This window comes from Methylobacterium sp. Leaf88 (assembly GCF_001422795.1).
Taxonomy (GTDB): Bacteria; Pseudomonadota; Alphaproteobacteria; order Rhizobiales; family Beijerinckiaceae; genus Methylobacterium.
Genome location: NZ_LMMK01000012.1, coordinates 645,278 through 668,594, shown reverse-complemented (window position 1 = coordinate 668,594; position 23,317 = coordinate 645,278). Strand labels below are relative to the sequence as shown.

Here is a 23,317-nt window from a genome sequence, read left to right as displayed (position 1 = left end):
GAACCGGGAGCGCCGGTGAAATCGGCTCCGTCCACCCTTTCCGCGACCCAGTCTTCCCTCTAGAAGGCGGGTTCTTCCCCAAACCGGAACCGAACCGTGACCCACGAGGCCAAGCGCGCCGCCCGCATCAGCCGCAAGACAGCGGAGACCGACGTGCAGGTCGCGCTCGACCTCGACGGGACGGGGCGGGCTCAAGTCTCGACGGGGGTCGGGTTCTTCGACCACATGCTTGAGCTGTTCGCGCGTCACGCACTGTTCGACCTCGACGTGGCGGTCACGGGTGATCTCCATGTCGATCACCATCATACGGTGGAAGATGCGGGCATCGCCCTGGGACAGGCCTTCGCGCAGGCCCTCGCGGACAAGCGCGGCATCGGCCGCTATGCCGACATCCATTTGCCGATGGACGAGACCCTAACGCGGGTCTCCATCGATATCTCGGGCCGCCCGTTCCTCGTGTTCCGAACCCAGTTTCGGGTCGAAAAAATCGGACAGTTCGATACGGAACTCGTCCGCGAGTGGTTCCAGGCCTTCGCCATGAACGCTGGCATTACGTTGCATGTCGAGACGCTCTACGGTGAGAATGCTCACCATATCGCGGAGAGCTGCTTCAAGGGCTTGGCCCGCGCCTTGCGGCACGCAGTGTCGATCGATCCCCGCGAGGGCGGCCGTGTTCCCTCGACCAAGGGATCGCTCTGATCCGCCCGTTGGGTCGGCAGGGAGGATGCTAGACGTGATGCGCACCTACACATTGCACCCCGCGAAGGGGGCCCTCGTCGGCGAGGCACACGGTCTCGAGCGGGCGCACCTCGTGCCGGATGGCTTCTCCTGGCCGGCTTTCGCTTTCGGGCCGCTCTGGTTCTTCTTTCACCGGCTCTGGCTCGCCGGCCTCGGTGTTCTGGCGCTGCTGGCCGTGGTGGCGCTCGGGGGGCGGTTCCTTGGGCTGACGCCGATCGCCGGTTTTGTCATAACAGTCCTCGTTTCGCTCCTGATCGGACTGGAGGCTTCGTCCCTCCGACGGTGGACCTACGCCCGGGCGGGGCGTCCGGTGCGCGACGCCGTGACGGCCGCGAATGCTGAGGAGGCCGAAATGAAGGCTGCTGCACGCTGGCAAGACGGTGTTTCCACAGGGCGCACCGGACCGGCGCCCCATATCGGCATCTCGGTGCCGCCGAGTGACCTTGCCATCGGCATGTTCCCGTTCAGCGAGGGTCGGCGGTGAGTGCAGAGACCGTCGCGATCATCGATTACGGCTCGGGCAACCTGCATTCCGCCGCAAAGGCGTTCGAGCGGGCGGCTCGGGAGGCCGGCCTCGACGCGACGCGCATCGTTCTGACGAGCGAGGCCGAGGCGGTCGCCAAGGCCGACCGGGTGGTGCTGCCCGGCGTCGGCGCCTACGCCGATTGTCGCCGCGGTCTCGACGCCGTACCTGGCATGGTCGAGGCGATGACCCATGCGGCGCACGAGCGGGGTCGCCCGTTCCTCGGCATCTGCGTCGGCATGCAGCTCCTGGCGACGCGGGGCCTGGAATACGACACGACCGCGGGCCTCGGCTGGATTCCCGGCGATGTCGGTCCGATCCAGCCGAACGATTCCGGCCTCAAGGTACCCCACATGGGCTGGAACACCCTCGAGATCGACCGGCCACACGCTTTGCTGTCGGAGATCCCGACGGGCGAGGGCGGACTGCACGCCTACTTCGTACACAGTTACGCGCTCTCGCCTGAGCGGATGGAAGATCGCGTCGCCCACAGCGATTACGGCGGTTCGGTCACCGCGATGGTGGCGCGCGACAACGTCGCCGGCACCCAATTCCACCCGGAAAAGAGCCAACGGCTCGGCCTCGCACTGCTCGCCAACTTCCTCCGCTGGCGTCCCTGAGGCGCAGACCCCACCTGTGACCCGTCCCACCCGAAAGCGAACCGACGCGTGATCCTGTTTCCGGCCATCGATCTCAAGGAAGGGCGCTGTGTACGCCTCGTTCAGGGCGACATGGCCCAGGCCATCGTGTTCAGCGACGATCCTGCGGCCCAGGCGGCGGTCTTCGAGGAGCAGGGTTTCTCCTGGCTTCACATCGTCGACCTCGACGGCGCCTTCGCGGGCGCGCCGATGAACGCGGATGCCGTCGATGCGATCCTGGCGCGGACCAAGCTTCCGGTGCAACTCGGCGGCGGCATCCGCGAGATGCGGACCCTGGAGGCCTGGCTCGCTAAAGGCGTCAGCCGCGTCATCATCGGCACTGCCGCCGTGCGCGATCCCGCCTTCGTGCGCGAGGCCGCCCGCCTCTATCCGGGCAAGATCGCGGTCGGCATCGACGCCAAGGACGGCCGCGTCGCGGTCGAGGGCTGGGCCACCACCTCCAGCATGACGGCGGAGGAACTCGGGCGTCGCTTCGAGGACGCGGGCGTTGCCGCCATCATCTACACCGACATCGCCCGCGACGGCATCCTGAAGGGCCTCAATATCGAGATGACCCTCGGCCTTGCTAGCGCGGTGACCATCCCGGTGATCGCTTCCGGTGGCCTTGCCTCGATCGATGACGTCCACCGCATCCTGGAACCGGACTGCGCGCTCCTCGCCGGCGCCATCACGGGCCGTGCCCTCTACGACGGGCGGATCGACCCGCGCGAGGCCCTGGCGGCCATCCGGCGCGCGACCGGTGCGCCCGATGCGGCTCCGGCGGCCTGACGCATCCGAGGTTATTCGTGCTCAAAACTCGCATCATCCCGTGCCTCGACGTCAAGGACGGCCGTGTCGTGAAAGGCGTCCAGTTCCTGGAACTGCGCGATGCCGGCGATCCCGTTGAGGCGGCCAAGGCCTACGACGCGGCTGGTGCCGACGAGCTCTGCTTCCTCGACATCACGGCGAGCCATGAGGATCGCGGGACGCTCCTCGACGTCGTCAGCCGAACGGCGGAAGCCTGCTTCATGCCGCTCACCGTCGGTGGTGGCATCCGTACGGTGGCGGATATCCGCACTCTCCTGTTGGCCGGGGCCGACAAGGTTTCCATCAACACGGCAGCCGTGAACGATCCCGATTTCGTCGCCCGCGGTGCGGAAAAGTTCGGTAGCCAGTGCATCGTCGTGGCGATCGATGCCAAGCGGACCTCCGGTCCCGGCGAAGCGCCGGAATGGCAGATCTTCACCCATGGCGGGCGCAACCCTACCGGCATCGACGCCATCGCCTTCGCCCGCACCGTCACGGCCCGCGGCGCCGGTGAATTGCTCGTGACCTCGATGGATCGCGACGGGATGCGCTCCGGGTACGATATCGGCCTGACGCGGGCCATTTCTGATGCCGTCACGGTGCCGGTCATCGCCTCGGGCGGTGTGGGCGGCCTAGACGACCTGGTGGCGGGAGTCCGCGAAGGCGGTGCCAGTGCGGTTCTGGCGGCCTCGATCTTCCATTTCGGGCAGCACACGGTATCCGAGGCCAAGGTCCACATGGCCGCGGCCGGTCTCTCCATGCGCCTCGATCTCTGAGGCGGACCTTCGCAGCCCTTGCGTCATGATCCATCGTGCCGCACGTTTGGTTGCACGGCACGATAGGCCCGGTTCGCCGGGACCAGGATTGTATGACCCAGTTCACTCTCAGCGATCTCGAAGCCCTCGTCGCGGATCGTGCGGCAGCGTCTCCCGAGACCTCCTACACCGCAAAGCTCCTAGCCGGCGGCCCGGCCAAACCGGCCAAGAAGCTCGGCGAGGAGGCGGTCGAGGCGGCGATCGCCGCCGTACAGGGTGACCGATCCGGCCTCGTCAGCGAGGCCGCGGACGTGCTGTACCATCTCCTGGTCCTGCTGCGGGCCGGTGGCGTGACTCTGAACGAGGTGCTGGCCGAGCTCGAGCGGCGCACGGTTCAGAGCGGGATCGCGGAGAAGGCCTCCCGGAGCCCCGCGTGAACGCCGAATCGCTTTTCACGATGCCGCCTGCCGTGATCGAACGCCCGACCGCCCGGGGCCAGGACCCAGTCACCGGCCAGGGCTCGGAGCGGCTGTCGCCTTACCGCTTGTTCACCCGCGAAGAATGGGCTCAGCTGCGTGCCGACACCCCCCTGACCCTGGCAGCGGAGGAGGTGGCGCGCCTGCAATCCCTCAACGATCCGATCTCGGTCGAGGAGGTGGAGGCGATCTACCTGCCGCTTTCACGGCTGCTTTCACTCTACGTGGCAGCGACGCAGGGCCTGTTCAAGGCGACCCAGCGATTCCTTCTCGCCGAGCACGAGACGAAGGTACCCTACATCATCGGCCTCGCCGGATCTGTGGCCGTGGGCAAGTCGACCTCCGCCCGCGTCCTCGCCGCCCTGCTCGCGCGCTGGCCCAACACCCCCAAGGTCGACCTCATCACCACCGACGGCTTTCTGCTGCCCAATGCCGAGCTGAAGCGGATGGGCGCGATGGAGCGCAAGGGTTTCCCCGAAAGCTACGACACAGCAGCGCTCTTGCGCTTCCTCACCGACATCAAGGCCGGCAAGAAGCGTGTCGCGGCGCCCCTCTACTCTCACCTCGTCTACGACGTGGTGCAGGGCGAGGAGCGGATCATCGAATCGCCCGACATCCTCATCGTCGAGGGCTTGAACGTCCTGCAGCCGGCGCGCCTGCCCCGCGACGGCACCGCGATCCCGTTCGTCTCGGACTTCTTCGACTTCTCGATCTACCTCGACGGCCACGAGGACGACCTGCACCGCTGGTACGTCAATCGCTTCCTGCGCCTGCGCCAGACCGCTTTCCGCGATCCGCTCTCCTATTTCCGAAAGTACGCCGAGGTAACGGAATCCGAGGCGATCGAGATCGCCGATACGCTCTGGACGACCATCAACCTGCCGAACCTGCGTGACAACATCCTGCCGACCCGGCAGCGGGCCAGCCTGATCCTCGCCAAGGGGGCCAGCCACCGCATCGAGTCGGTGGCACTGCGCCGCCTCTGACGTCTCCACGCGCCCGTTCCCTATCCGAGCGGGTAGGCTGCCTCGACCACGTAGGGACCGCCGCCCTTCGATTCCCGCGCCGAGAACAGCGTCACACGCTCCGCCGTGAAGGTGAGGGGCGTGAACAGGCCGCGCTCGCCCAGATAGGCCGCGACATCCTCCGCGCCGGCCTCGCGTCGGAGGCGTGCGAGCGTGACGTGCGGCGTGAACTTGCGCCGTTCCGGCTCGGCACCGGCCTGACGGGCGAGACGCTCCTGTTCGGCCTGAAGGTCGAGAAGCTCCGGGGTTGGCAGCACCGTGGCGAGAATCGCACGCGGCCTGTCGCCGCCGAAGCTCGCCATACCGTCGAGGGTCACGGGGAAGGGGGACCGGGGTCGCGCTTCGATCAGGCGCTCGTGCAGCGCCTCCGCGAGGTCGATCTCGACATCGCCGAGGAAGCGCAGGGTGATGTGATAGTCCGAGGGCTCGATCCAGCGGCTTCCGCGCAGAGCGCCGCGCTTCAGGGCGAGCGCCTGCGCGAGGTCGGGGGGAACTTCGAGGCCGGTGAATAGGCGGGGCACGGGCTCAGCGCGCCTGCGGATGGAGACGGTCGAGGAAGGTCTCGACCGTCGGCAACATGCCGGCCACGATCGTTTCGACGCCCCTGGCGTTCGGATGCAGGCCATCGTCCAGGTGGGCCTGCCGGTCGCCGACGATGCCGTCGAGGAAGAACGGGTACAGGACGAGGTCGTAGCGCTTGGCGAGGTCCGGGTAGATCGCGTCGAAGCGCGCGGCGTAGTCCGGCCCGAGGTTGGGGGAGGCCTTCATCCCCGCAAGCAGCACGGGAATGCCGCGTGCCTTGAGCCGCTCGATCATCGCATCGAGGGCCTTGCGGGTTACCGCCGGGTCGGTGCCGCGCAGCATGTCGTTGGCGCCGAGTTCGAGGATGACGCCGTTGGTGTCGTCGGGGACCGACCAGTCGAGGCGATCAAGGCCTCCGGTCGTGGTGTCGCCCGAGACACCCGCATTCGCCACCGTGACGACGCGTCCGCGTGCCTTCAGGGCCCGCTCCAGCACCACCGGAAAGGCCGCGTTCGCGGGCAGGCGATACCCAGCGGTCAGGCTGTCGCCGAAGGCCACCAGCTTCACCGGCGGCACGTCGGGCGTGGCGTGCGATGGCATCGTGCCGAGCCCGAGTGCGGCAAAGAGCGTCATCAGAGCGGCGAGGCCGAGCCCGGCATGGCGCGCCGCCCGTGAGCGGACCATATCGGCGAGGCGTGAGACTCCACACAGACCCATTCGATCACAACCCCGACCCTTGCATCCACCTTGCCCGCCGTCACGATGACGACAGCTGCACACAGATCGGTCGCCCGTTGAAGTCCGACAACCCCATTGCGCCGACGGCGCAGACCATCGCCCTCTCCGACATCGACCTCAGCCTCGGCCGTGGGGCGGCGCGCGTCCATGTCCTGCGCGGCATCTCCCTCGATGTGGCGCCGGGCGAGGCGGTCGGTCTCGTGGGTCCCTCCGGCTCCGGCAAATCGACTCTGCTGATGGTCATGGCGGGCCTGGAACGGCCGGATTCAGGTCGCATCCTTGTTGAGGGTATCGATCTCGGAAGTCTGGACGAGGATGCCCTGGCGCGCTTTCGCGGGCGCCGCATCGGCATCGTGTTCCAGGCCTTCCACCTCGTCCCGACGATGACCGCCCTGGAGAACGTGGCGCTGCCCCTCGAACTCGCCGACCAGCCCGACGCGCACCGCCGGGCACAGGTCGAGCTGGAGGCGGTTGGGCTCGGCCACCGCCTGCACCACTATCCGGCCCAGCTCTCGGGTGGCGAGCAGCAGCGGGTCGCCATCGCGCGGGCTATCGCGCCCGACCCCGCGATCCTCGTGGCCGACGAGCCGACCGGCAACCTCGACGAGGCGACCGGTCGCCAGATCGTCGACCTGCTCTTCGCCCTGAAGCGCGACCGCGGCGCGACCCTCGTCCTCGTCACCCACGACCCCGGCCTCGCGCGTCTCTGTGACCGCACCGTCCGCCTCCGCTCTGGCCGGGTGGAAGCGCCGGTGCCGGTCCAGGCCTGACCCGATGCATGGCACCCTTCCCAACCCGAGCGGACGTTCCTCAGGGGGGCACGTTCCACTCACCCTGCGCCTCGCGCTTCGCGAATTGCGCGGCGGGCTGGCGGGCTTCACCGTGTTCCTCGCCTGCATCGCCCTCGGCGTCGCGGCCATCGCCGGCGTCGCCTCGATCTCGCGCTCCCTCACCGACGGTCTCGGCCGCGAGGGGGCGCGCATCCTCGGCGGCGATCTCACCTACAGCCTGATCAACCGGGAGGCGACGCCCGAGGAGCGCGCCGCCCTCGACGCGCAGGGTCGCGTCTCCGTGGTCACGACCCTGCGCGCCATGGCCGTGGCCGGAGAGACCGGCGCGGCCCTGGTCGAGCTGAAGGCGGTGGGCGCCGACTACCCCACCACCGGCGAACTCGTCACCGATCCGGCCGAACCGCTCGCGGATCTCCTGGCCGAACGCGACGGCGCTGCCGGCGCGGTGGCGGATCCGGCCCTGCTCACCCGCCTCGACCTGAAGGTCGGTGACCGGATCACCATTGCGGGCCGGCCGTTCGCGATCCGCGCCACTCTCGTGTCGGAGCCCGATCGCATCGCCAACGGTATCGGTTTCGGCCCCCGGGTGCTGATCACGCACGAGGCCCTGACGGCCTCGGGCCTGATCCGGCCGGGCAGCCTGAACCGCTGGAGCTATCGCCTGCAGATTCCGGGGGTCGGAGACGCCGATCTCGAGGCGCGCGCCGCCGCCATCGCCAAGGCCGCTCCGGATGCGGGCTGGGAGATGCGGGCGCGCACCAACGCCGATCCGCGCTTTGCCAAGAGCATCGAGCGCTTCACCCAGTTCCTCACCCTGGTCGGCCTGACGGCGCTCATCGTCGGCGGCGTCGGGGTCGCCAATGCGGTCGCGGCCTTCGTCGAGCGAAAACGCGGCTCCATCGCGACCCTGAAGAGCGTCGGTGCGCCGGGCGGGCAGGTGGTGGTGCTCTACCTGACCCAGGTCCTGCTGATCGCGGGCCTCGGGATCGCGATCGGCCTCGCGGTAGGCGCGTTCCTGCCCTTCGGGCTCGATGCGCTGTTCCACGATGCCCTGCCGCTGCCGCTGAATCCGACCCTCGCACCCGGCGAGCTCGCTCTTGCGGCGGCCTATGGGTTCCTGACGGCGCTCGCCTTCGCCATCCTGCCCCTGGGGCGCGCCCACGACATTCCCGTCTCGGGGCTGTTCCGGGACGTGGTCGATCCGGGGTCCGCCCGCACCCGTCTGCGCTATCGCCTGATCCTGGCGGCCGCCCTCATGGGGCTGGTCGGGCTGGCATTGGTCACCGCCTTCGACCGGCGCCTGGCGCTCGTCTTCATCGTCGCCGCCGGCCTCGCCTTCGGGCTGCTGCGCCTCGTCGCCCTCGGGCTGATGGCGGTGGCGCGACGCCTCCCGCGCCCGCGCATGGCGGCTCCCCGCATGGCCCTGGCGAATCTGCATCGGCCGGGGGCGCTCACCCCCGCCATCGTGCTCTCCCTTGGCCTCGGCGTGACCCTTCTCGTCACCCTGAGCCTGATCGACGCCAACGTTCGGCGAACGCTGACGAATTCCCTGCCAGCTAAGGCGCCGAACCTGTTCTTCCTCGATATCCCGTCGAGCGATGCGGACGCCTTCCACGCCTTCCTCGGCGGCCTTTCGCCGGGGGCGAAGATCGAACGCGTTCCGATGATGCGCGGTCGGATCACCGCCCTGAACGGCGTTCCGGCCGGCGAGATCAAGGCGCCCGAGGATGCCGCCTGGGTGCTCGACGGGGACCGCGGCATCACCTACGCCGACGACCTTCCCGAGGGCTCGTCTCTGGTCGGCGGTCACTGGTGGACCGCCGAGGAGGCTCGGACGCCGCTCGTGTCCTTCGATGCCGAACTGGCGGGCAAGCTCAACCTCGCCGTCGGCAGCAACGTGACGGTCAACGTCCTGGGGCGGACGCTGACGGCCAGGGTCGCCAACCTGCGCAAGGTCGAGTGGCGCTCGCTCGGCATCAACTTCGTCATGGTGTTCTCGCCCGGGACGTTCCGGGGGGCGCCGCACTCCGATCTAGCGACCCTCACCCTGCCGAGCGGACCCGACGCCAAGGCAGAGGCGGAAATTCTGCGTGACGTGGCAAAGGCTTACCCCTCCGTCACCAGCGTGCGGGTGAAGGAGGCCCTGGAGGCCGTGAGCGACATCGTCGCCAAGCTGGTCCTGGCCATTCGGGGCGCCAGCGGCGTCGCCGTGGTGGCGAGCCTGTTCGTTCTGGCCGGCGCCCTCGCGGCCGGGCACCGCGCCCGGCTCTACGACGCGGTCGTGCTCAAGACCCTGGGCGCCACGCGGGGCCGGCTGCTGGCGGCCTACACCCTCGAATACGGCGCCCTCGGCCTCGCCACGGCGATCTTCGGCCTCGCCGCCGGCACCCTCGCGGGCTGGGTCATCGTCACCCGGGTGATGAAGCTCGAGTTCACCCTCGACCTGTCGGGGGCGATCCTCGCGGCGGCCCTCGCGGTCGCCTTCGCGATTCTCCTCGGTCTGGCAGGGACTTGGCGGATCCTCGGCCAGAAGCCGGCGCCGTATCTGCGCCAGTTCTGACGGCGGTCGTCACAGAACCTCGATGCCGGCGGTTCCTCCCTCGGCATAACGGGCGCCGGCGGCGGCGCCGGGCGGGAACAGCCCGTCGAGCTCGGCGATCTCGCCGGGGGTGAGCGCGAGGTCCATGGCCGCGGCGTTCTCGGCGAGGCGGGCCACCCGCCGCGTCCCCGGGATCGGGACGACGCCCGGTGCCCGGTCGACGAGCCAGGCGAGGGCGATCTGGCCGGGACTGGCGTTCCGGCGCGCCGCGATGGCGCCGAGCCCGTCGAGCAGACGCTGATTCCGGGCCAGGGCGTCGGACTGGAAGCGCGGATTTCCCCGGCGGAAATCGTCCGCGGCGAGCCGCGCCGGATCGAGGGTGCCGGTTAGGAACCCGCGTCCGATCGGTGCGTATGCCACGAAGGTGACGTCGAGGTCACGGCAGGTCTGCAGCATCTCGTCCTCGGCTCTCCGGCTCCACAGCGAATACTCGCTCTGGACCGCCGCGATCGGATGAATCGCGTGGGCGGCCCGCAGGGTTTCGGGCGAGACCTCGGACAGGCCGAGTCCGCGCACCTTGCCCTGCTCGACCAGGCGCGCCATCGCGCCGATCATCTCGGCTAGCGGGGTCTCCGGGTTGCGACGGTGGCAGTAGTAGAGATCGATGGTCTCGACGCCGAGCCGGGTCAGCGACGCCTCGCAGGCCGCGGTGAGATAGGCCGGCGTGTTGTCGATCCGCCGCTTCGCGCTGTCGTCGGGGCTGTGGGAGGGGCGGACGATGCCGAACTTGGTGGCGAGCACGACCCGGTCGCGGCGGCCCTTCAGGAAGCGGCCCAGCAGGGTCTCGTTATGGCCGAGCCCGTAGGTGTTGGCGGTGTCGAGGAAGTCGTAGCCGAGGTCGAGGGCCGCCGCGAGGGCGTCGAGGGACTCCGTCTCGTCGGCCGGCCCGTAGAATTCGGACATGCCCATGCAGCCGAGGCCGGGGACGGAGACGGTGAGGCCGGTCTGGCCGAGGGGGTGGTGTCGCATCGCGGTGCCTGGGTTCGAAATTCGCCGCATCGGTGTGCCATGGGGCCGGATCGGCGATAAGATCGACACTCCTGGACGAACCGTTGAGCGAGGCTCATTAATGCAGCGGGCCGACCTCGCGGACCTCGCGGCGTTCGCGGCCATCGCCCGGCACGGCAGCTTCCGGCGGGCCGCGCTCGAGCTCGGGGTGTCCCCCTCCGCGCTGAGCCACGCCCTGCGGGGCCTGGAGACCCGGATGGGGGTGCGTCTGCTCCACCGGACCACCCGCAGCGTTGCGCCGACCGAGGCGGGGGCGGCCCTGCTCGCGGGGATCGGGCCGGCCCTGGCCGAGATCGCCGCGGCGGTCGGAGCCGCGGGCGCGTTCCGCGCCACGCTCGGTGGCGCCCTGCGCATCAACGCGCCGCGCTCGGCCTGCCGCCTCGTCCTGATGCCGCTGGTGGCGCGGTACCTCGCGCTCTATCCCGGCGTCCGCGTCGAGGTCGTGGGGGACGATGCGCTGACCGACGTGGTGGCCGGCGGGTTCGATGCCGGCGTCCGGTTCGGCGAGCACCTGGCCGGCGACATGATCGCGGTGCCCCTCGGAGGGCCCCGGCGCTTCGCCCTGGTGGGCGCCCCCGCCTATCTGGCCGGACGGCCGACGCCCGAGAGCCCGGCCGATCTCGTGGCGCACCGCTGCATCCGGCAGCGCTTTCCCGGCGGTGCGGTGTATCGCTGGGAACTGGAGAAGGACGGGCGGGCGCTGGCGGTCTCCGTCGACGGTCCCCTCGTCGTCAACGAACAGGAGATGATCGTGCAGGCGGCCCTGGCGGGGCTCGGCCTCGGCCTGGTCTTCGAGGACAGCGTCGCCGACCTCCTGGCGTCCGGTCGGCTCGTCCGCCTGATGCCCGACTGGTGTCCGAGCTTCCCCGGGCTGTTCCTGTACTATGCCGGCCGGCGCCAGATCCCCCCGCCGCTGCAGGCCTTCATCGACCTCGTGCGGCGGCCGGAGGCGGGGCTCACGGCCACACCTTGATCGCGAGGTTGCGCCGGAGAAGGTCGCGGTCGGAGGTGATGGTGCAGCCCTCGGTGCGCAGGGTCACGTAGGTCAGGAAGGCCGTGTCGCCGGTGTCGTCGAAGTTGCGCCCCTGCGCCTCGGGATCGAGCAGCGACGGATAGGCGATGAGTCCGCCGGGCGCCCGGCAGGGATCGTCGTACAGGGTGGCGCCGGCCAGGAGCAGGCGCGGCGTGTCCCAGTCCAGCAGGTCGCGGGAGGTGGTCCAGTAGAAGCCGGATTGCGGAAAGCCCGGCCCGGCCTTGGCCATGAAGACCGCGATCCAGGCGCCGCTGCCCCGGTGGCGCACGACGGCCCCGACCGGTGTCGGGAACGGCGCGACCGGCGCACAGGTCGCCGCCGCCTTGGCGGGCTTCGCGTAGGGGTCGGGGAAGGCCGCCGTGTAGCCGGTGCCGGTCCAGGCGCGCCACTGCGTCGGGTCGGCGGGATCGCGGGTGCGGAACAGGCAGACCCCCGCGGATTGGTCGCTGCCCGGCTGTGTCCAGCCCGTGGTGGAGGCGAGGAAGTAGCGCCAGGTCCCGTCCGAAAAGACATTCGACGGATTGAAGAAGCCGCGATGGCTGCCCTGCCCGACCTCCTGGCGGAAGGGGGCGCCGGCCACGACCACCGGTGGGGTCGCGCGGGTGAAGCTGCGTCCGCCATCGGTCGAGGCGGCCGCCACCACGCTGTTGTACCAGCACGCCATGTACTCCTTGGCGCGGCAGCGGCCCGGATGCTCATTGGCCCGGTACTCGTGGTGGACCAGGGCGGCGACGGCGCGGCCCTCCTCGGTCCAGGTGGCGGTGATCCACGAGGCGTCGTCGTAGGCGGCCGGATCGGCCTTGCCGCCGGATTCGAGCACCACCGCGCAGTCCAGTTTCAGGGCGTCGAGGCGGGGACCGCGGAAGGCGCGGTTCCGGTAGTGCATGCCGAACAGGGCGACGGCGCCGGAGGCCTCGCGGAAGGCGCGGGCCGAGGCGTCGGGCACGTCGACCCCATCGCAGGCGTCGCGCCCGGCCTTGAACATCACCACCGGGGGGCCGACCAGGGTCAGGGCGGAGAGCGGCGGCTCCGCGGCGGCGCGCGCCGGGCCGCCGAGGCAGACCAGCGCGAGCAGGAGCCGGGCCGCGAGGGGAGGGGGGCGCGTCATCGGGGGTCCCTGGACATCGGCCGCAGATTGGGTTTTGAACCGTTACAGTTCGATTGTGCGCACGCATCCGATTCCGGCCCTGTCCACAGATCCCCGACGCCCTCCCGCGAAGGCCTTCCATGCTCCTCCTCATCCTCGGGCTCGTGCTCTTCCTCGGCACGCATGCCTTCTCCATGGCACGGGCACGGCGGGCACGGGTGATCGATCAGGTCGGCGAGGGCCGCTACAAGCTCGCCTACACCCTGGCCTCCCTCCTGGGCCTCGTGCTGATCGCCTACGGTTTCCACCTCTATCGCCAGTCCGGCTACATCGCCGTGTGGGACCCGCCGGTCTGGACCCGCCACCTCGCCCTGCTCCTCACCGCCCTGGCCTTCGTCGCCCTGGCCTCGGCCTACCTGCCGGGGCACATCCGCGCCCGGGCCAAGCACCCGATGCTGCTGGCCGTGAAGATCTGGGCCACCGCGCACCTGCTGGCCAATGGCGACCTCGGCTCGATCCTGCTGTTCGGCAGCTTCCTCGCCTGGGCGGTGATGGCCCGGATCAGCGCCAAGCGGCGGGCCCTCGCCCCCGGGGCCGTGGCCGCGCAGCATGGCGGCCCCGCCGCCGCACCGGCGGGCTGGCGCAACGATGCCCTGGCCGTCGTCATCGGCCTCGGCGTCTGGTTCGCGTTCGCGCGCTACCTGCATCCGCTCCTGATCGGCGTCGCCGCCTGGCCGGGCCAGGCCTGAGACGCGTCCGGACCGAAGGGCCTCGCGTCGAAGCCGGTCGCCAACCGCCCGCGCCTGTGATAGGCGCAAGCCTTCATCTTCATGCAGCGGCCGCTCGGTTCCCGATCGGCGTGAGACGACATGGCCGAAAACAACGAGTTCATCCGCGAGGTCAACGAGGACTATCGCCGGGATCAGGTCGCCGAGATCTGGCGCCGCTACAGCGGCGTGATCATCGCCCTGGCGGTCCTCGTGGTGGTCGCCGTCGGCGGCTGGCGCTACTGGCAGCACGACCAGCGCGTGCGCGCCGAGGCGGCCTCCGAGCGCTTCGAGGTCGCCAACCGCCTCGCCCGCGAGGGCAAGGCGGCGGAAGCCGACAAGGCCTTCGAGGCGATCGAGGGCGATGCACCGTCCGGCTACGCCCTCCTGGCGCGCTTCCGGTCCGCCACGGAGACCGCCAAGCGCGACCCGAAGGCCGGGGCCGCCGAGTACGACGCGCTGGCCAACGACACCCGCGTGAGCACGGGCCTGCGTGACCTCGCCCGCCTGCGCTCGGCCCTGCTGCGCCTCGACGGAACGGAGCCCGACGCCGCCCTGGCGACGCTCCAGGGCCTCGCCGCGCCGAACGGCCCCTTCCGCCACACCGCCCGCGAGATGCTGGGCCTCGTCGCCCTGAAGCGCGGCGACTACGACGGCGCCGGGCGCTGGTTCGACCAGATCAACGCCGACCCGCAGACGCCGCAGAACCTGCGCCAGCGCATCGAGGTCTACGCGGCCCTGGTGGCCGGCGGACCCGTCACCGTGACCGCTGCGGCCCCCGCCGCCCCGGCCGCTCCCCCACCCGTCACGCGCTGAGCCCTCGACCCGCTTCTCACGGACGCCTGATCGAAACGAGCACACCATGGATATGCCGACCGTCGCGATCGTCGGACGGCCGAACGTCGGCAAGTCGACCCTGTTCAACCGCCTCGTGGGCAAGAAGCTCGCCCTGGTGGACGACCGCCCCGGCGTGACCCGCGACCGGCGCGAGGGCGACGTCAATTTCGGTGGTCTCGTCTTCCGCATCATCGACACCGCCGGCCTCGAAGAGGCCGATCCCGGCTCGCTGATCGGCCGCATGCGCGCTCAGACCGAGGCCGCGATCCTCGAGGCCGACGTGGTTCTGTTCGTGATCGACGCCCGCGCGGGCGTGCTCCCGGCGGACCAGCCCTTCGCCGAGATGGTGCGGCGGGCTGGCTGCCCGGTGATCCTCATCGCCAACAAGGCGGAAGGGGGCGCGGGCCTGTCGGGCGCCTACGAGGCGTTCTCCCTGGGCCTCGGCGACCCGATCCCGTTCTCGGCCGAGCACGGCGAGGGCATCGGCGAGTTGCACGACGCGCTGATCGAGAATCTGCCCAAGCCCGACGACGAGGACGAGGATTACGACGACGATCCGTCGAACCGCTCCCTCAAGGTCGCCATCGTCGGCCGCCCCAATGCGGGCAAGTCCACCCTGATTAACCGGATGCTCGGCGAGGAGCGCCTGCTCGTCGGTCCGGAGGCGGGCATCACCCGCGATTCGATCTCCCTCGACTGGGAATGGCGCGGCCGCCGGATCAAGCTCCACGACACCGCCGGCATGCGCCGCAAGGCGCGCATCGACGACAAGCTCGAGAAGCTCGCGGTCTCGGACGGCCTGCGCGCCGTGCGCTTCGCCGAGGTGGTGGTGGTGCTCCTCGACGCCACGATTCCGTTCGAGAAGCAGGACCTGACCATCGTCGACCTGATCGAGAGCGAGGGCCGCGCCCTCGTCATCGGCCTGAACAAGTGGGACCTCGTGGCCGACCAGAACGGCCTCCTGAAGAAGCTGCGCGAAGATTGCACCCGCCTGCTGCCGCAGGTCCGCGGCGTCTCCGTGGTGCCGCTCTCCGGCCTCGCCGGCGAAGGCATCGACAAGCTGATGCAGGCCGTGACCAACGCCGAGGAGATCTGGAGCACCCGCGTCTCCACCTCGCGGATCAACGACTGGCTCAGCGCCGCCACCCAGCGCAACCCGCCCCCGGCGGTGTCGGGCCGCCGGATCAAGATCCGCTACGCCACCCAGGTGAAGGCGCGGCCGCCGCACTTCGCCCTGTTCGGCAACCAGCTCGACGGCCTGCCGAAATCCTACACCCGCTACCTCGTCAACGCCCTGCGCGAGGCGTTCGAACTGCCCGGTACGCCGATCCGGCTGTCCCTGCGCACCTCGAAGAATCCCTTCGACCGGGAAAACAAGGGCTGAGCCTCGGGCTCAGGCCGCGCCGCAGGTCGTCTGCGCCAGCCAATCCACGACGGCATCGAGGGCCTGGCGGTTCGAGGTGTCGCCGTCGCGGGCCCCCTCGAAGGTGGCCGCCTGGCGCTCGGCGCTGGTGCCGTCCGCGAGGATACGGCGGGCCTGCGTCACCTCCGCTTCGCAGCCGAGGGCGGCGGCGTCCTCGGCGATGAGCACGAGGAGATCGTCCAGGGCCCGGGCGAAGGGCAGGGCCTCCTCGCTCGCCTCGTCGATCAGCTCGGCCTCGGTGCCGCTGCGCTGGGCCCGCCACAGGTTCTCCTGGGCGAGCGCCCGGGAGACGCCGTCGAGGTCGGCGTTGAGCTCCGGCCGGCGCACCATCAGACGGACGAGGCAGCGGTAGAGCGCCGCGATGGTCAGCGCGTCCTCCAGCCGGGTGCAGGAATCGGCGATCCGCAATTCGAGGGTCGGGAACTTGATCGAGGGGCGCAGCGACCACCACATGAAGCTCGCATCCTGGATCGAGCCGGCCCGGGTCATGATCCGCACGTAGCGGTCGTAGGCGGCCGTGTCGGCGAAGAGATCGGGCAGGCCGGTGCGGGGCAACTCGCCGAAGGCGCTGAGGCGATAGGCGCTGAGGCCCGTCGGCTTGCCCTGCCAGAACGGCGACGAGGCCGAGAGGGCGAGGAGCAACGGCTGGTAGGGCAGGAGCCGGTTCATCAGGTCGACGCGGGCGTCGGGATCGGGCACCTCCACGTGGACGTGCATGCCGCAGATCAGGCTGCGGCGCCCGGCGAGGCCGACGTCGCGCAGGATGCCCCGGTAGCGGTCGCCCTTGGTGGGAAGCTGGCGCGCCCAGTCCGCCACCGGATGCGTGCCCGCCGCGAACACGAGGAGGCCGTGCTCGCGCCCGAGCTTGCCCAGGGCCGAGCGCTGGCGCGACAGGACGTCCCGCGCCTGCGCGAAGTCCGTGGAGGGCGGGGTGCAGACCTCCACCTGGCACTGGAGCAGTTCGCGCCCGATCTCGGGCAATTCCTCGCCGGCCTGGACGTGGAAGGGCTTCACCGAGCGACGGGGGGTGCCGCGTGTCTCGGCATCCGCCAGGAAGTACTCTTCCTCGATGCCGAAGCGGTAAGGGGCTGAGGTCATCGGGAGCCTTGTGGAAGGGTGGCTCCCCTCAACCCGTCAGGCGCCGGTTTGTGCCCGCGCGGGGCCGCCCACGAGCCAGGCGGGGTCGAACCAGCGGTCGGCCTCGCCGTCGTAGGGCAGGCGGGTGATGTCCCAGTGCTGGATATACTTGGCGTAGACGTTCCAGACCGCGATGCCGCCGCCCACGAAGATGCGCCGCCCGGGATAGCGCGCCAGCACGGCCTGCGGGTCCTCGTGGCTGCGGATGACGTCGATGGTCCGGTCCCGGAAGGCGAATTCGGGCACCGACGCGATGGTCTTCGGCCCGGCGATCAGGACGTGGCCCATGGTGACGGCGAAGAACCGCGTCACGTCCTCGACGAAGAGCGGATCGGTGTTGCCCTCCCAGGGCAGGTGCCCGTTGAGGCCCAGCTGTCCGCGAAGGCCGATGGCGCAGATGCAGCGAACGTCGATCATGGCGGTCTCGAAGAACGGAGGAGGAGGGACGGCGTCCGGCGTCAGCACGCCATCTGCGGCGTCAGGATCCGGTCGCTCGGGAAGTCGTAGATCTTGCCGGACTCCGAAAAATCCGGGCTGGCCAGGCGCACGAAGTGCGGCGCGAGATCCTCCGGGGTCTTCAGGGTCGTCTCGTCTTCGCCCGGCATCGCGGCCTTGCGCATCGCGGTCCGCAAGGGGCCGGGATTCAGCAGCATGGCTCGCACGGGCGTCGTCGCGGTCTCGGCCGCGTAGGTGCGCACGAGGGCGTCGAGGGCGGCCTTCGAGACGGAGTAGGGCCCCCAATAGGCCCGGCACTTCTGGGCTGCGCCGGAGGTCACGAAGATGGCCCGGCCCGCATCGGAGGCCCGCAGCAGCGGATCGAACGAGCGGATCAGGCGGTAATTCGCCGTGACGTTGATCTCCATCACCTGCGCCCAGGTCTTCGGCGTCACGTGCCCGATCGGCGTGAGGTTGCCGAGGATGCCGGCATTGCCCACCAGGATGTCGAGGCGCTGCCAGCGCTCGTGGATGCCCGCACCCAGGCGGTCGATGGCGTCGTAATCCGTCAGGTCGAGGGGCACGAGGGTGGCGCTGCCGCCGACGCCCCGGATGGCGTCGTCGAGCTCTTCGAGGCCTCCTTGCGTCCGAGCGACGGCGACGATGTGGGCGCCGGCCTGGGCCAGGGCGAGGGCGGCGGCGCGGCCGATGCCGCGCGAGGCGCCGGTGACGACGGCGAGGCGGCCGGCGAGCGGCTGGGTCGGGTCGCTCATCGGACGCTCAATCGGCTTCGGCGAGCATGGCGAGGCGCCGCGGTCCCGCGATGGCGAGATCGGTCAGGCCGGTCGGGTAGTCGCCGGTGAAGCAATGGTCGGTGTATTGCGGGCAGGCCTCGTCGCGCCGCGCCTCGCCCATGGCCTTGTAGAGGCCGTCGATGGACAGGAAGGCCAGGGAATCGGCGCCGATGTAGCGGCGCATGCCCTCGAGATCGTGGGTGGCGGCGAGCAGCTTCTCCCGCTCCGGCGTGTCGATGCCGTAGAAGTCCGGGTAGGTGATCGGCGGCGAGGCGATCCGGAAATGCACCTCGCGGGCGCCGGCCTCGCGCATCATGCGCACGATCTTCACCGAGGTGGTGCCGCGCACGAGGCTGTCGTCGACCAGCACGATGCGCTTGCCTTCGACCACCGCGCGGTTGGCCGAGTGCTTCATGCGCACGCCGAGCTCGCGCACCGACTGGGTCGGCTGGATGAAGGTGCGCCCGACATAGTGGTTGCGGATGATGCCCATCTCGAAGGGCAGGCCGGTCTCCTGGGCGAAGCCCAGCGCCGCCGGCACGCCCGAATCCGGCACCGGGATGACCACGTCGGCCTCCGTCGCCGATTCCCGGGCCAGTTCGTGGCCGATGTTCTTGCGTACGGCGTAGACGCTCTTGCCGTTCACCACCGAATCCGGCCGGGCGAAGTAGATGTACTCGAAGATGCACGGCCGCATCGGCTGGGCCGGGGCGAAGCGGAGCGATTCGATGCCCTCTTCCGAGATCACCACGATCTCGCCGTTCTCGATGTCGCGGATGAACTTGGCGCCGATGATGTCGAGGGCGCAGGTCTCGGAGGCCAGGATGTAGCGGCCGTCGAGCTCGCCGAGCACCAGGGGGCGGATGCCCATGGGATCGCGGGCGCCGATTAGCTTCTTGTTTGTCAGGGCCACGATGGCGTAGGCGCCCTCGATCTGGCGCAGGGCCTCGGTGAAGCGCTCGACGATGCGCGGCGCCCGGGAGCGGGCGGCCAGGTGCAGGATCACCTCGGTGTCGGAGGTCGATTGCGTGATGGCGCCGTCGCGCACGAGGTCGCGGCGGATCGAGAGGGCGTTGGTGAGGTTGCCGTTGTGGGCCACGGCGAGGCCGCCGCTGGCGAGTTCGGCGAAGAGCGGCTGCACGTTGCGCAGGATGGTGCCGCCGGTGGTGGAGTAGCGGACGTGGCCGATGGCGGCCGGCCCTTCGAGGTGCTCGATGGTCGAGCGATCCGAGAACGAATCGCCGACGAGGCCGGGCCGGCGCTCGGAATGGAAGACCGCCCCGTCGAAGGAGACGATGCCGGCCGCCTCCTGGCCGCGATGCTGCAGGGCGTGCAGGCCGAGGGCGACGATGGCGGAGGCATCGGGATGGCCGAAGATGCCGAACACGCCGCACTCCTCGCGTAGCGTGTCGCCGTCGCGGTCGAGCCCGTCCACGACCTCGACAGGGGGGCGGGCGCTCGACTTGGCTACAGACATGATGATGTCGTTCCCTGCTTGGCCCCGCGCGAATCCCGGGCGGGCACCGTCAAGAAGGCGTCATGTAGTCGGCCTTCGCGCTGCAACCAAGCGCGCAGGGACGCAGATCAGCGTCGCGGGGCAGGCGTGGCTGGCGCTTCGGTGCGGCGCTGGGCCGGGACCTCCCCTTCCGGCGGCTCGACGGGATCGGCCGGCGTCTCGGTCTTGGGCTTCTTGAACTGCTTCAGCAAGCCTTCCGGATTCTCGGGCAGCTGGGCCACCAGGGCCTCGCCGGATTTCTCCAGCATCGGGCGGCTGCGGGCCTCGGACGCCCAGGGCGGCATCTTGCCCTGCACGAGCCAGGCCAGGAACACCCACCCGATGACGCAGATCAGGAAGCCGCGGCCGGCGCCGAACAGGAAGCCCAGCGAACGGTCGATCGCGCCGATGCGCGAATCGAGGATCATGTCCGACACCTTCACGGTGATGATCGATACGACGATCAGCGTCACCAGGAAGATCGCCGCGATCGAGGCCACCAGGGCGACGGTGGCATTCGTCACGTGCTGGCTGACGGTGGGCAGCAGGAGCGGATGGAATTTCCAGGCGATAGCGGCGGCGGCGACCCAGGCGATGATGGCGAGCACTTCGCGGGTCGCGCCGCGCACGGCGGCCAACAGCGCCGAGACCACGACGATACCCAGCACGACGAGATCGAGAACGGAGAACGGCATCTCTGACGATTGTCACTTCAAGGGGCGGAGCGGCGACGATGACCGGATCGTGCGGCTTCCCCCGGCCGCGGCCCTGTATATCGTGCGGAAACTCGGCCGTCACCCTGGCGTGGAGGCCCATTCCCGCCTGGTGCTCGTGCGGGTCCGGCGTGACGCCCGGCCCCATCACGACGTCCTCCGGCCGTTTCCGACGGCAAGAAAGCCGGCCGAGCGCCGCGTTGTTCGGCGGCGTGCCGGCCGTCTTCTGGTTTTGCGCCGAAACACATCGCCGGGATCGCGGGCCTGACCTTCCGCCCGGCCAGGATCGTCTGTCGGCCCTCCGCTCGGGCCGGCGCTAGACCTGATCCGAGGTCTCGAGCGAGGCCCGCTCACCGGGCCGCCCGTGCGGCCGAGGGCCTAATCGTCGTCGCCGTAATCGGGCGGGTTGTGGCCGCGGCGCTGCGCGACCCGGCGCGGACCGTTGCTGGCGATGCCCGCCACCATGTCGGCGATGTGGCGCAGGGCCTCCGTCGAGAGGGCGCCGTCGCCGCCCTCGCCGCGCCCCTGCGGCATCACCGCCTTGGCGAAGCCGAGCTTCAGCGCCTCCTTGAGCCGCGCCGGGGCCTGGGCCACCGGGCGGACCGCACCGGAGAGCCCGATCTCGCCGAAATACACCGTCTCGGGCGGCAGCGTGGCCCCGGACAGGGACGAGACCAGGGCGGCGGCCACCGCGAGATCGGCGGCGGGCTCCGAGATGCGCAGGCCGCCCGCCACGTTGAGGTAGACGTCGTGCGTGCCCAGGCGGATGCCGCCATGGGCCTCCAGCACCGCCAGCACCATCGACAGCCGGTTCGGGTCCCAGCCGACCACCGCCCGACGGGGCATCCCGAGGGAGGAGGGCGCCACGAGGGCCTGGATCTCGACGAGGAGCGGGCGCGTGCCCTCCATGCCGGCGAAGACCGCGGTGCCGGGGGCCGCGTGGTCGCGGCCGGCGAGGAACAGCGCGGACGGATTCGGAACCTCGGCCAGTCCCATGTCGGTCATCTCGAACACGCCGATCTCGTCGGTGGGCCCGAAGCGGTTCTTCACCGCGCGCAGGATGCGGAAGTGATGACCCTGGTCGCCCTCGAAGGAGGCGACGGCATCGACCATGTGCTCGACGACGCGGGGGCCGGCGATCTGACCGTCCTTGGTCACGTGCCCGACGAGGATCACCGCCGTGCCGCTGGTCTTGGCGAAGCGGATCAGGGTCTGGGCCGAGCCGCGCACCTGCGTGACGGTGCCGGGGGCGGATTCCACGGTCTCGGTCCACATGGTCTGGATCGAATCGATGATGGCGAGCGCCGGCGGGCGCCCCTGCGACAGGGTCTCGACGATGTCCTCGACATTGGTCTCGGCCGCCAGTTCGACCGCCGCCGAGGTCAGGCCCAGGCGCTCGGCCCGCAGGCGCACCTGCGCCACCGCCTCCTCGCCCGAGATGTAGACGACGCGCTCGCCCGTGCGGGCCATGGCGGCGGAGGCCTGCATCAGCAGGGTCGACTTGCCGATGCCGGGATCGCCGCCCAGGAGGATCACCGAACCGCGCACGAAGCCGCCCCCGGTGACGCGGTCGAGCTCGTTGATCCCCGACGGGATGCGCGGCGCCTCCTTCACCGCGCCGGTCAGGCCCTCCAGGGCGAAGACGCGGCCGCGGGCCCGGCTCGGCCGCGTCTTGACCGGCCCGGACTGGGGACCGGTGGCCCCGGTCTCCTCCACGATGGTGTTCCAGCCGTTGCAGGCCTCGCAGCGCCCGCGCCAGCGGTTGTAGACCGCCCCGCAGGACTGGCAGACGAAGCTCTGTTGGATCTTGGCCATCGCGATTCCGCTGGAGGAGCCGGAGGACTCGCCCGGATCAGGCGGAGGTCAGGCCCCGGTTCCTGTCACATAATGGCGAACATAGCGAGAACCCAGACCCGTCAGGATCTCGTAGCCGATGGTGCCGGCGGCGCGGCCCACCGCATCGACGTCGAGGCCGTCGCCGATCAGGGTCGCGGCGCTCCCGCGTCGGGCCTCCGGCGCCTCGGTGACGTCGAGGATGACGAGGTCCATCGAGATCAGCCCGAGGATGGGGCAGCGGACGCCGTCGACCAGGGCGACGCCGCGTCCGCTGGCGGAGCGCGGATAGCCGTCGGCGTAGCCCAGCGACAGGGTCGCCAGCCGCCGGGGCCCGGGCGCCCGCCAGCGTCCGTTGTAGCCGCAGGTCTCGCCGGCCGCGACGTCGCGGATCTGCGCGACCTGCGCCTCCAGGCGCAGCACCGGCCGCATCGGGTTGGGCTTCCACGGGGTCGGGTTGCCGCCGAACAGGGCGTAGCCGGGCCGCAGCAGGTCGTGATGCGCGTCCGCGCCGAGAAAGATCCCCGAGGAATTGGCGAAGGAGCCGGGCAGGCCCGGATGCGCGGCCCGGACCCGGGCGAAATCCGCGATCTGGCGCGCATTGACCGGGTCGCTCGCCCGTTCGGCGCTGACGAGGTGGGTCATCAGCAGGGCGATGCCGGCGCGCGCGATCAGCGGATCGCCCGAAAGTGCCAGGGCCTCGGGCACCGAGAGGCCAAGGCGGTTCATGCCGGTGTCCACGTGCAGGGCCGCCGGAAGGGGGGCGGCGGCGGCCTCCGCCAGGGTGGCCCATTCGGCGAGTTCCTCCCGGCTGCCGAGGACCGGCCGCAGCGCATGCGCTGCCAGCGTCGGGCCGAGGCCGGGCAGGAGGCCGTTCAGCACGTAGATCGTCGCCTCGGGCAGGACGGCCCGGGCCGCGATCCCCTCGCTCAGGTGCGCGACGAAGAACGTCCGGCACCCGGCCGCCCACAGAGCGGGCGCGACCCGGGCGAGGCCGCAGCCATAGGCATCCGCCTTGACCACGGCGGCGCACGCCACCCCCGGCGCCTGGGCGCCGAGCCGCCGCCAGTTCTCCGCGATGGCCGCGAGGTCGATGGTGAGGCGGGCGCCGTGGGTGCCTTCGAGCATCGGGCGCCGTTCCAA

The 23,317-nt window shown here is 70.5% G+C and carries 24 protein-coding genes; 13 read left to right on the top strand and 11 right to left on the bottom strand.

Annotation, left to right across the window (positions count from 1 at the left end; genetic code table 11):
• The first annotated feature begins 96 nt into the window (after nt 1–96).
• The 7 genes from hisB (at nt 97) to coaA (ending at nt 4,923) form a co-directional block, all read left to right on the top strand.
• Nucleotides 97–699 carry an imidazoleglycerol-phosphate dehydratase HisB gene (gene hisB / locus ASF20_RS09515; RefSeq protein ID WP_056218915.1) on the top strand — a complete coding sequence of 201 codons (603 nt, stop codon included), beginning with the start codon at nt 97–99 and terminating at the stop codon, nt 697–699.
• Between the two features lie 37 nt (nt 700–736).
• Nucleotides 737–1,222, top strand: coding sequence for a DUF2628 domain-containing protein (locus tag ASF20_RS09510; RefSeq protein ID WP_056273793.1), 486 nt, complete (start codon nt 737–739; stop codon nt 1,220–1,222).
• Nucleotides 1,219–1,881 carry an imidazole glycerol phosphate synthase subunit HisH gene (hisH, locus tag ASF20_RS09505; RefSeq protein ID WP_056273328.1) on the top strand — a complete coding sequence of 221 codons (663 nt, stop codon included), beginning with the start codon at nt 1,219–1,221 and terminating at the stop codon, nt 1,879–1,881. The genes ASF20_RS09510 and hisH overlap by 4 nt, the downstream gene beginning before the upstream one ends.
• A gap of 48 nt (nt 1,882–1,929) precedes the next feature.
• Nucleotides 1,930–2,688, top strand: a complete 759-nt coding sequence (gene hisA, locus ASF20_RS09500) for a 1-(5-phosphoribosyl)-5-[(5-phosphoribosylamino)methylideneamino]imidazole-4-carboxamide isomerase (protein WP_056273325.1) — start codon at nt 1,930–1,932, stop codon at nt 2,686–2,688.
• Nucleotides 2,689–2,705: 17 nt separating this feature from the next.
• Complete coding sequence (hisF, locus tag ASF20_RS09495; protein ID WP_056273323.1) at nt 2,706–3,482, top strand: imidazole glycerol phosphate synthase subunit HisF; 777 nt, start codon at nt 2,706–2,708, stop codon at nt 3,480–3,482.
• Nucleotides 3,483–3,574: 92 nt separating this feature from the next.
• Nucleotides 3,575–3,898 carry a phosphoribosyl-ATP diphosphatase gene (locus ASF20_RS09490; RefSeq protein ID WP_056218930.1) on the top strand — a complete coding sequence of 108 codons (324 nt, stop codon included), beginning with the start codon at nt 3,575–3,577 and terminating at the stop codon, nt 3,896–3,898.
• Between the two features lie 20 nt (nt 3,899–3,918).
• On the top strand, nt 3,919–4,923 hold the full coding sequence (gene coaA / locus ASF20_RS09485; RefSeq protein ID WP_056219487.1) for a type I pantothenate kinase: 1,005 nt from the start codon (nt 3,919–3,921) through the stop codon (nt 4,921–4,923).
• 20 nt (nt 4,924–4,943) lie between these two features.
• Here coaA and thpR read toward each other — a convergent pair whose 3' ends face one another.
• Nucleotides 4,944–5,483, bottom strand: coding sequence for an RNA 2',3'-cyclic phosphodiesterase (gene thpR, locus ASF20_RS09480; RefSeq protein ID WP_056273320.1), 540 nt, complete (start codon nt 5,481–5,483; stop codon nt 4,944–4,946).
• A 4-nt stretch (nt 5,484–5,487) separates the two neighbouring features.
• Nucleotides 5,488–6,084, bottom strand: coding sequence for an arylesterase (locus tag ASF20_RS09475; RefSeq protein ID WP_244476383.1), 597 nt, complete (start codon nt 6,082–6,084; stop codon nt 5,488–5,490).
• A gap of 194 nt (nt 6,085–6,278) precedes the next feature.
• On the opposite strand from ASF20_RS09475, the gene ASF20_RS09470 reads away from it, so the two are divergent.
• Entirely contained in the window at nt 6,279–6,992 is a 714-nt protein-coding gene (locus ASF20_RS09470) for an ABC transporter ATP-binding protein (RefSeq protein ID WP_244476365.1), read from the top strand.
• A gap of 4 nt (nt 6,993–6,996) precedes the next feature.
• On the top strand, nt 6,997–9,573 hold the full coding sequence (locus tag ASF20_RS09465; RefSeq protein WP_056273316.1) for an ABC transporter permease: 2,577 nt from the start codon (nt 6,997–6,999) through the stop codon (nt 9,571–9,573).
• 9 nt (nt 9,574–9,582) lie between these two features.
• On the opposite strand, the gene ASF20_RS09460 is transcribed toward ASF20_RS09465, so the two are convergent.
• Nucleotides 9,583–10,581 carry an aldo/keto reductase gene (locus ASF20_RS09460; RefSeq protein WP_056273312.1) on the bottom strand — a complete coding sequence of 333 codons (999 nt, stop codon included), beginning with the start codon at nt 10,579–10,581 and terminating at the stop codon, nt 9,583–9,585.
• A gap of 100 nt (nt 10,582–10,681) precedes the next feature.
• Between ASF20_RS09460 and ASF20_RS09455 the strand changes: the two genes are divergently transcribed.
• Nucleotides 10,682–11,593 carry a LysR family transcriptional regulator gene (locus tag ASF20_RS09455; protein WP_056273309.1) on the top strand — a complete coding sequence of 304 codons (912 nt, stop codon included), beginning with the start codon at nt 10,682–10,684 and terminating at the stop codon, nt 11,591–11,593.
• Here ASF20_RS09455 and ASF20_RS09450 read toward each other — a convergent pair.
• Nucleotides 11,577–12,761, bottom strand: a complete 1,185-nt coding sequence (locus ASF20_RS09450; protein WP_056273307.1) for a hypothetical protein — start codon at nt 12,759–12,761, stop codon at nt 11,577–11,579. The two genes, ASF20_RS09455 and ASF20_RS09450, sit on opposite strands and share 17 nt — an antisense overlap.
• A 119-nt stretch (nt 12,762–12,880) precedes the next feature.
• On the opposite strand from ASF20_RS09450, the gene ASF20_RS09445 reads away from it, so the two are divergent.
• From ASF20_RS09445 to der, 3 genes are all read left to right on the top strand, one after another.
• Nucleotides 12,881–13,489: an NnrU family protein gene (locus tag ASF20_RS09445; RefSeq protein ID WP_056273304.1), complete on the top strand. Its 609-nt coding sequence runs from the start codon at nt 12,881–12,883 to the stop codon at nt 13,487–13,489.
• A 120-nt stretch (nt 13,490–13,609) separates the two neighbouring features.
• Nucleotides 13,610–14,323: a tetratricopeptide repeat protein gene (locus tag ASF20_RS09440; RefSeq protein WP_056273302.1), complete on the top strand. Its 714-nt coding sequence runs from the start codon at nt 13,610–13,612 to the stop codon at nt 14,321–14,323.
• Between the two features lie 46 nt (nt 14,324–14,369).
• Entirely contained in the window at nt 14,370–15,728 is a 1,359-nt protein-coding gene (der, locus tag ASF20_RS09435) for a ribosome biogenesis GTPase Der (RefSeq protein ID WP_056273299.1), read from the top strand.
• Nucleotides 15,729–15,737: 9 nt separating this feature from the next.
• Here der and ASF20_RS09430 read toward each other — a convergent pair whose 3' ends face one another.
• The 7 genes from ASF20_RS09430 to alr form a co-directional block, all read right to left on the bottom strand.
• Complete coding sequence (locus tag ASF20_RS09430) at nt 15,738–16,865, bottom strand: carboxylate-amine ligase (RefSeq protein ID WP_056273296.1); 1,128 nt, start codon at nt 16,863–16,865, stop codon at nt 15,738–15,740.
• A 36-nt stretch (nt 16,866–16,901) separates the two neighbouring features.
• Nucleotides 16,902–17,321 (bottom strand): dihydrofolate reductase, encoded by a 420-nt coding sequence (locus ASF20_RS09425; RefSeq protein WP_056273789.1) that lies wholly within the window; start codon nt 17,319–17,321, stop codon nt 16,902–16,904.
• 41 nt (nt 17,322–17,362) lie between these two features.
• Entirely contained in the window at nt 17,363–18,112 is a 750-nt protein-coding gene (locus tag ASF20_RS09420) for an SDR family NAD(P)-dependent oxidoreductase (protein WP_056273291.1), read from the bottom strand.
• 7 nt (nt 18,113–18,119) lie between these two features.
• A complete protein-coding gene (gene purF, locus ASF20_RS09415; protein ID WP_056218966.1) occupies nt 18,120–19,610 on the bottom strand; it encodes an amidophosphoribosyltransferase in 1,491 nt (496 codons plus the stop codon).
• Nucleotides 19,611–19,717: 107 nt separating this feature from the next.
• The gene (locus ASF20_RS09410; protein ID WP_056218968.1) at nt 19,718–20,323 is read right to left on the bottom strand and encodes a CvpA family protein; all 606 of its coding nucleotides are present in this window, start codon (nt 20,321–20,323) and stop codon (nt 19,718–19,720) included.
• 396 nt (nt 20,324–20,719) lie between these two features.
• On the bottom strand, nt 20,720–22,156 hold the full coding sequence (gene radA / locus ASF20_RS09405; RefSeq protein WP_056218973.1) for a DNA repair protein RadA: 1,437 nt from the start codon (nt 22,154–22,156) through the stop codon (nt 20,720–20,722).
• 48 nt (nt 22,157–22,204) lie between these two features.
• On the bottom strand, nt 22,205–23,302 hold the full coding sequence (alr, locus tag ASF20_RS09400; RefSeq protein ID WP_056273289.1) for an alanine racemase: 1,098 nt from the start codon (nt 23,300–23,302) through the stop codon (nt 22,205–22,207).
• Nucleotides 23,303–23,317 lie beyond the last annotated feature (15 nt).

What these genes read in the sequence shown, in the direction of transcription:
- ASF20_RS09510 (WP_056273793.1), top strand. Translation starts at nt 737, where the DNA reads ATGCGCACCTACACATTGCACCCCGCGAAGGGGGCCCTCGTCGGCGAG.
- ASF20_RS09490 (WP_056218930.1), top strand. Translation starts at nt 3,575, where the DNA reads ATGACCCAGTTCACTCTCAGCGATCTCGAAGCCCTCGTCGCGGATCGT.
- coaA (WP_056219487.1), top strand. Translation starts at nt 3,919, where the DNA reads ATGCCGCCTGCCGTGATCGAACGCCCGACCGCCCGGGGCCAGGACCCA.
- ASF20_RS09475 (WP_244476383.1), bottom strand. Translation starts at nt 6,084, where the DNA reads ATGCCATCGCACGCCACGCCCGACGTGCCGCCGGTGAAGCTGGTGGCC.
- ASF20_RS09465 (WP_056273316.1), top strand. Translation starts at nt 6,997, where the DNA reads ATGCATGGCACCCTTCCCAACCCGAGCGGACGTTCCTCAGGGGGGCAC.
- ASF20_RS09460 (WP_056273312.1), bottom strand. Translation starts at nt 10,581, where the DNA reads ATGCGACACCACCCCCTCGGCCAGACCGGCCTCACCGTCTCCGTCCCC.
- ASF20_RS09455 (WP_056273309.1), top strand. Translation starts at nt 10,682, where the DNA reads ATGCAGCGGGCCGACCTCGCGGACCTCGCGGCGTTCGCGGCCATCGCC.
- ASF20_RS09450 (WP_056273307.1), bottom strand. Translation starts at nt 12,761, where the DNA reads ATGACGCGCCCCCCTCCCCTCGCGGCCCGGCTCCTGCTCGCGCTGGTC.
- ASF20_RS09445 (WP_056273304.1), top strand. Translation starts at nt 12,881, where the DNA reads ATGCTCCTCCTCATCCTCGGGCTCGTGCTCTTCCTCGGCACGCATGCC.
- ASF20_RS09440 (WP_056273302.1), top strand. Translation starts at nt 13,610, where the DNA reads ATGGCCGAAAACAACGAGTTCATCCGCGAGGTCAACGAGGACTATCGC.
- der (WP_056273299.1), top strand. Translation starts at nt 14,370, where the DNA reads ATGGATATGCCGACCGTCGCGATCGTCGGACGGCCGAACGTCGGCAAG.
- ASF20_RS09430 (WP_056273296.1), bottom strand. Translation starts at nt 16,865, where the DNA reads ATGACCTCAGCCCCTTACCGCTTCGGCATCGAGGAAGAGTACTTCCTG.
- ASF20_RS09425 (WP_056273789.1), bottom strand. Translation starts at nt 17,321, where the DNA reads ATGATCGACGTTCGCTGCATCTGCGCCATCGGCCTTCGCGGACAGCTG.
- ASF20_RS09420 (WP_056273291.1), bottom strand. Translation starts at nt 18,112, where the DNA reads ATGAGCGACCCGACCCAGCCGCTCGCCGGCCGCCTCGCCGTCGTCACC.
- purF (WP_056218966.1), bottom strand. Translation starts at nt 19,610, where the DNA reads ATGTCTGTAGCCAAGTCGAGCGCCCGCCCCCCTGTCGAGGTCGTGGAC.
- ASF20_RS09410 (WP_056218968.1), bottom strand. Translation starts at nt 20,323, where the DNA reads ATGCCGTTCTCCGTTCTCGATCTCGTCGTGCTGGGTATCGTCGTGGTC.
- radA (WP_056218973.1), bottom strand. Translation starts at nt 22,156, where the DNA reads ATGGCCAAGATCCAACAGAGCTTCGTCTGCCAGTCCTGCGGGGCGGTC.
- alr (WP_056273289.1), bottom strand. Translation starts at nt 23,302, where the DNA reads ATGCTCGAAGGCACCCACGGCGCCCGCCTCACCATCGACCTCGCGGCC.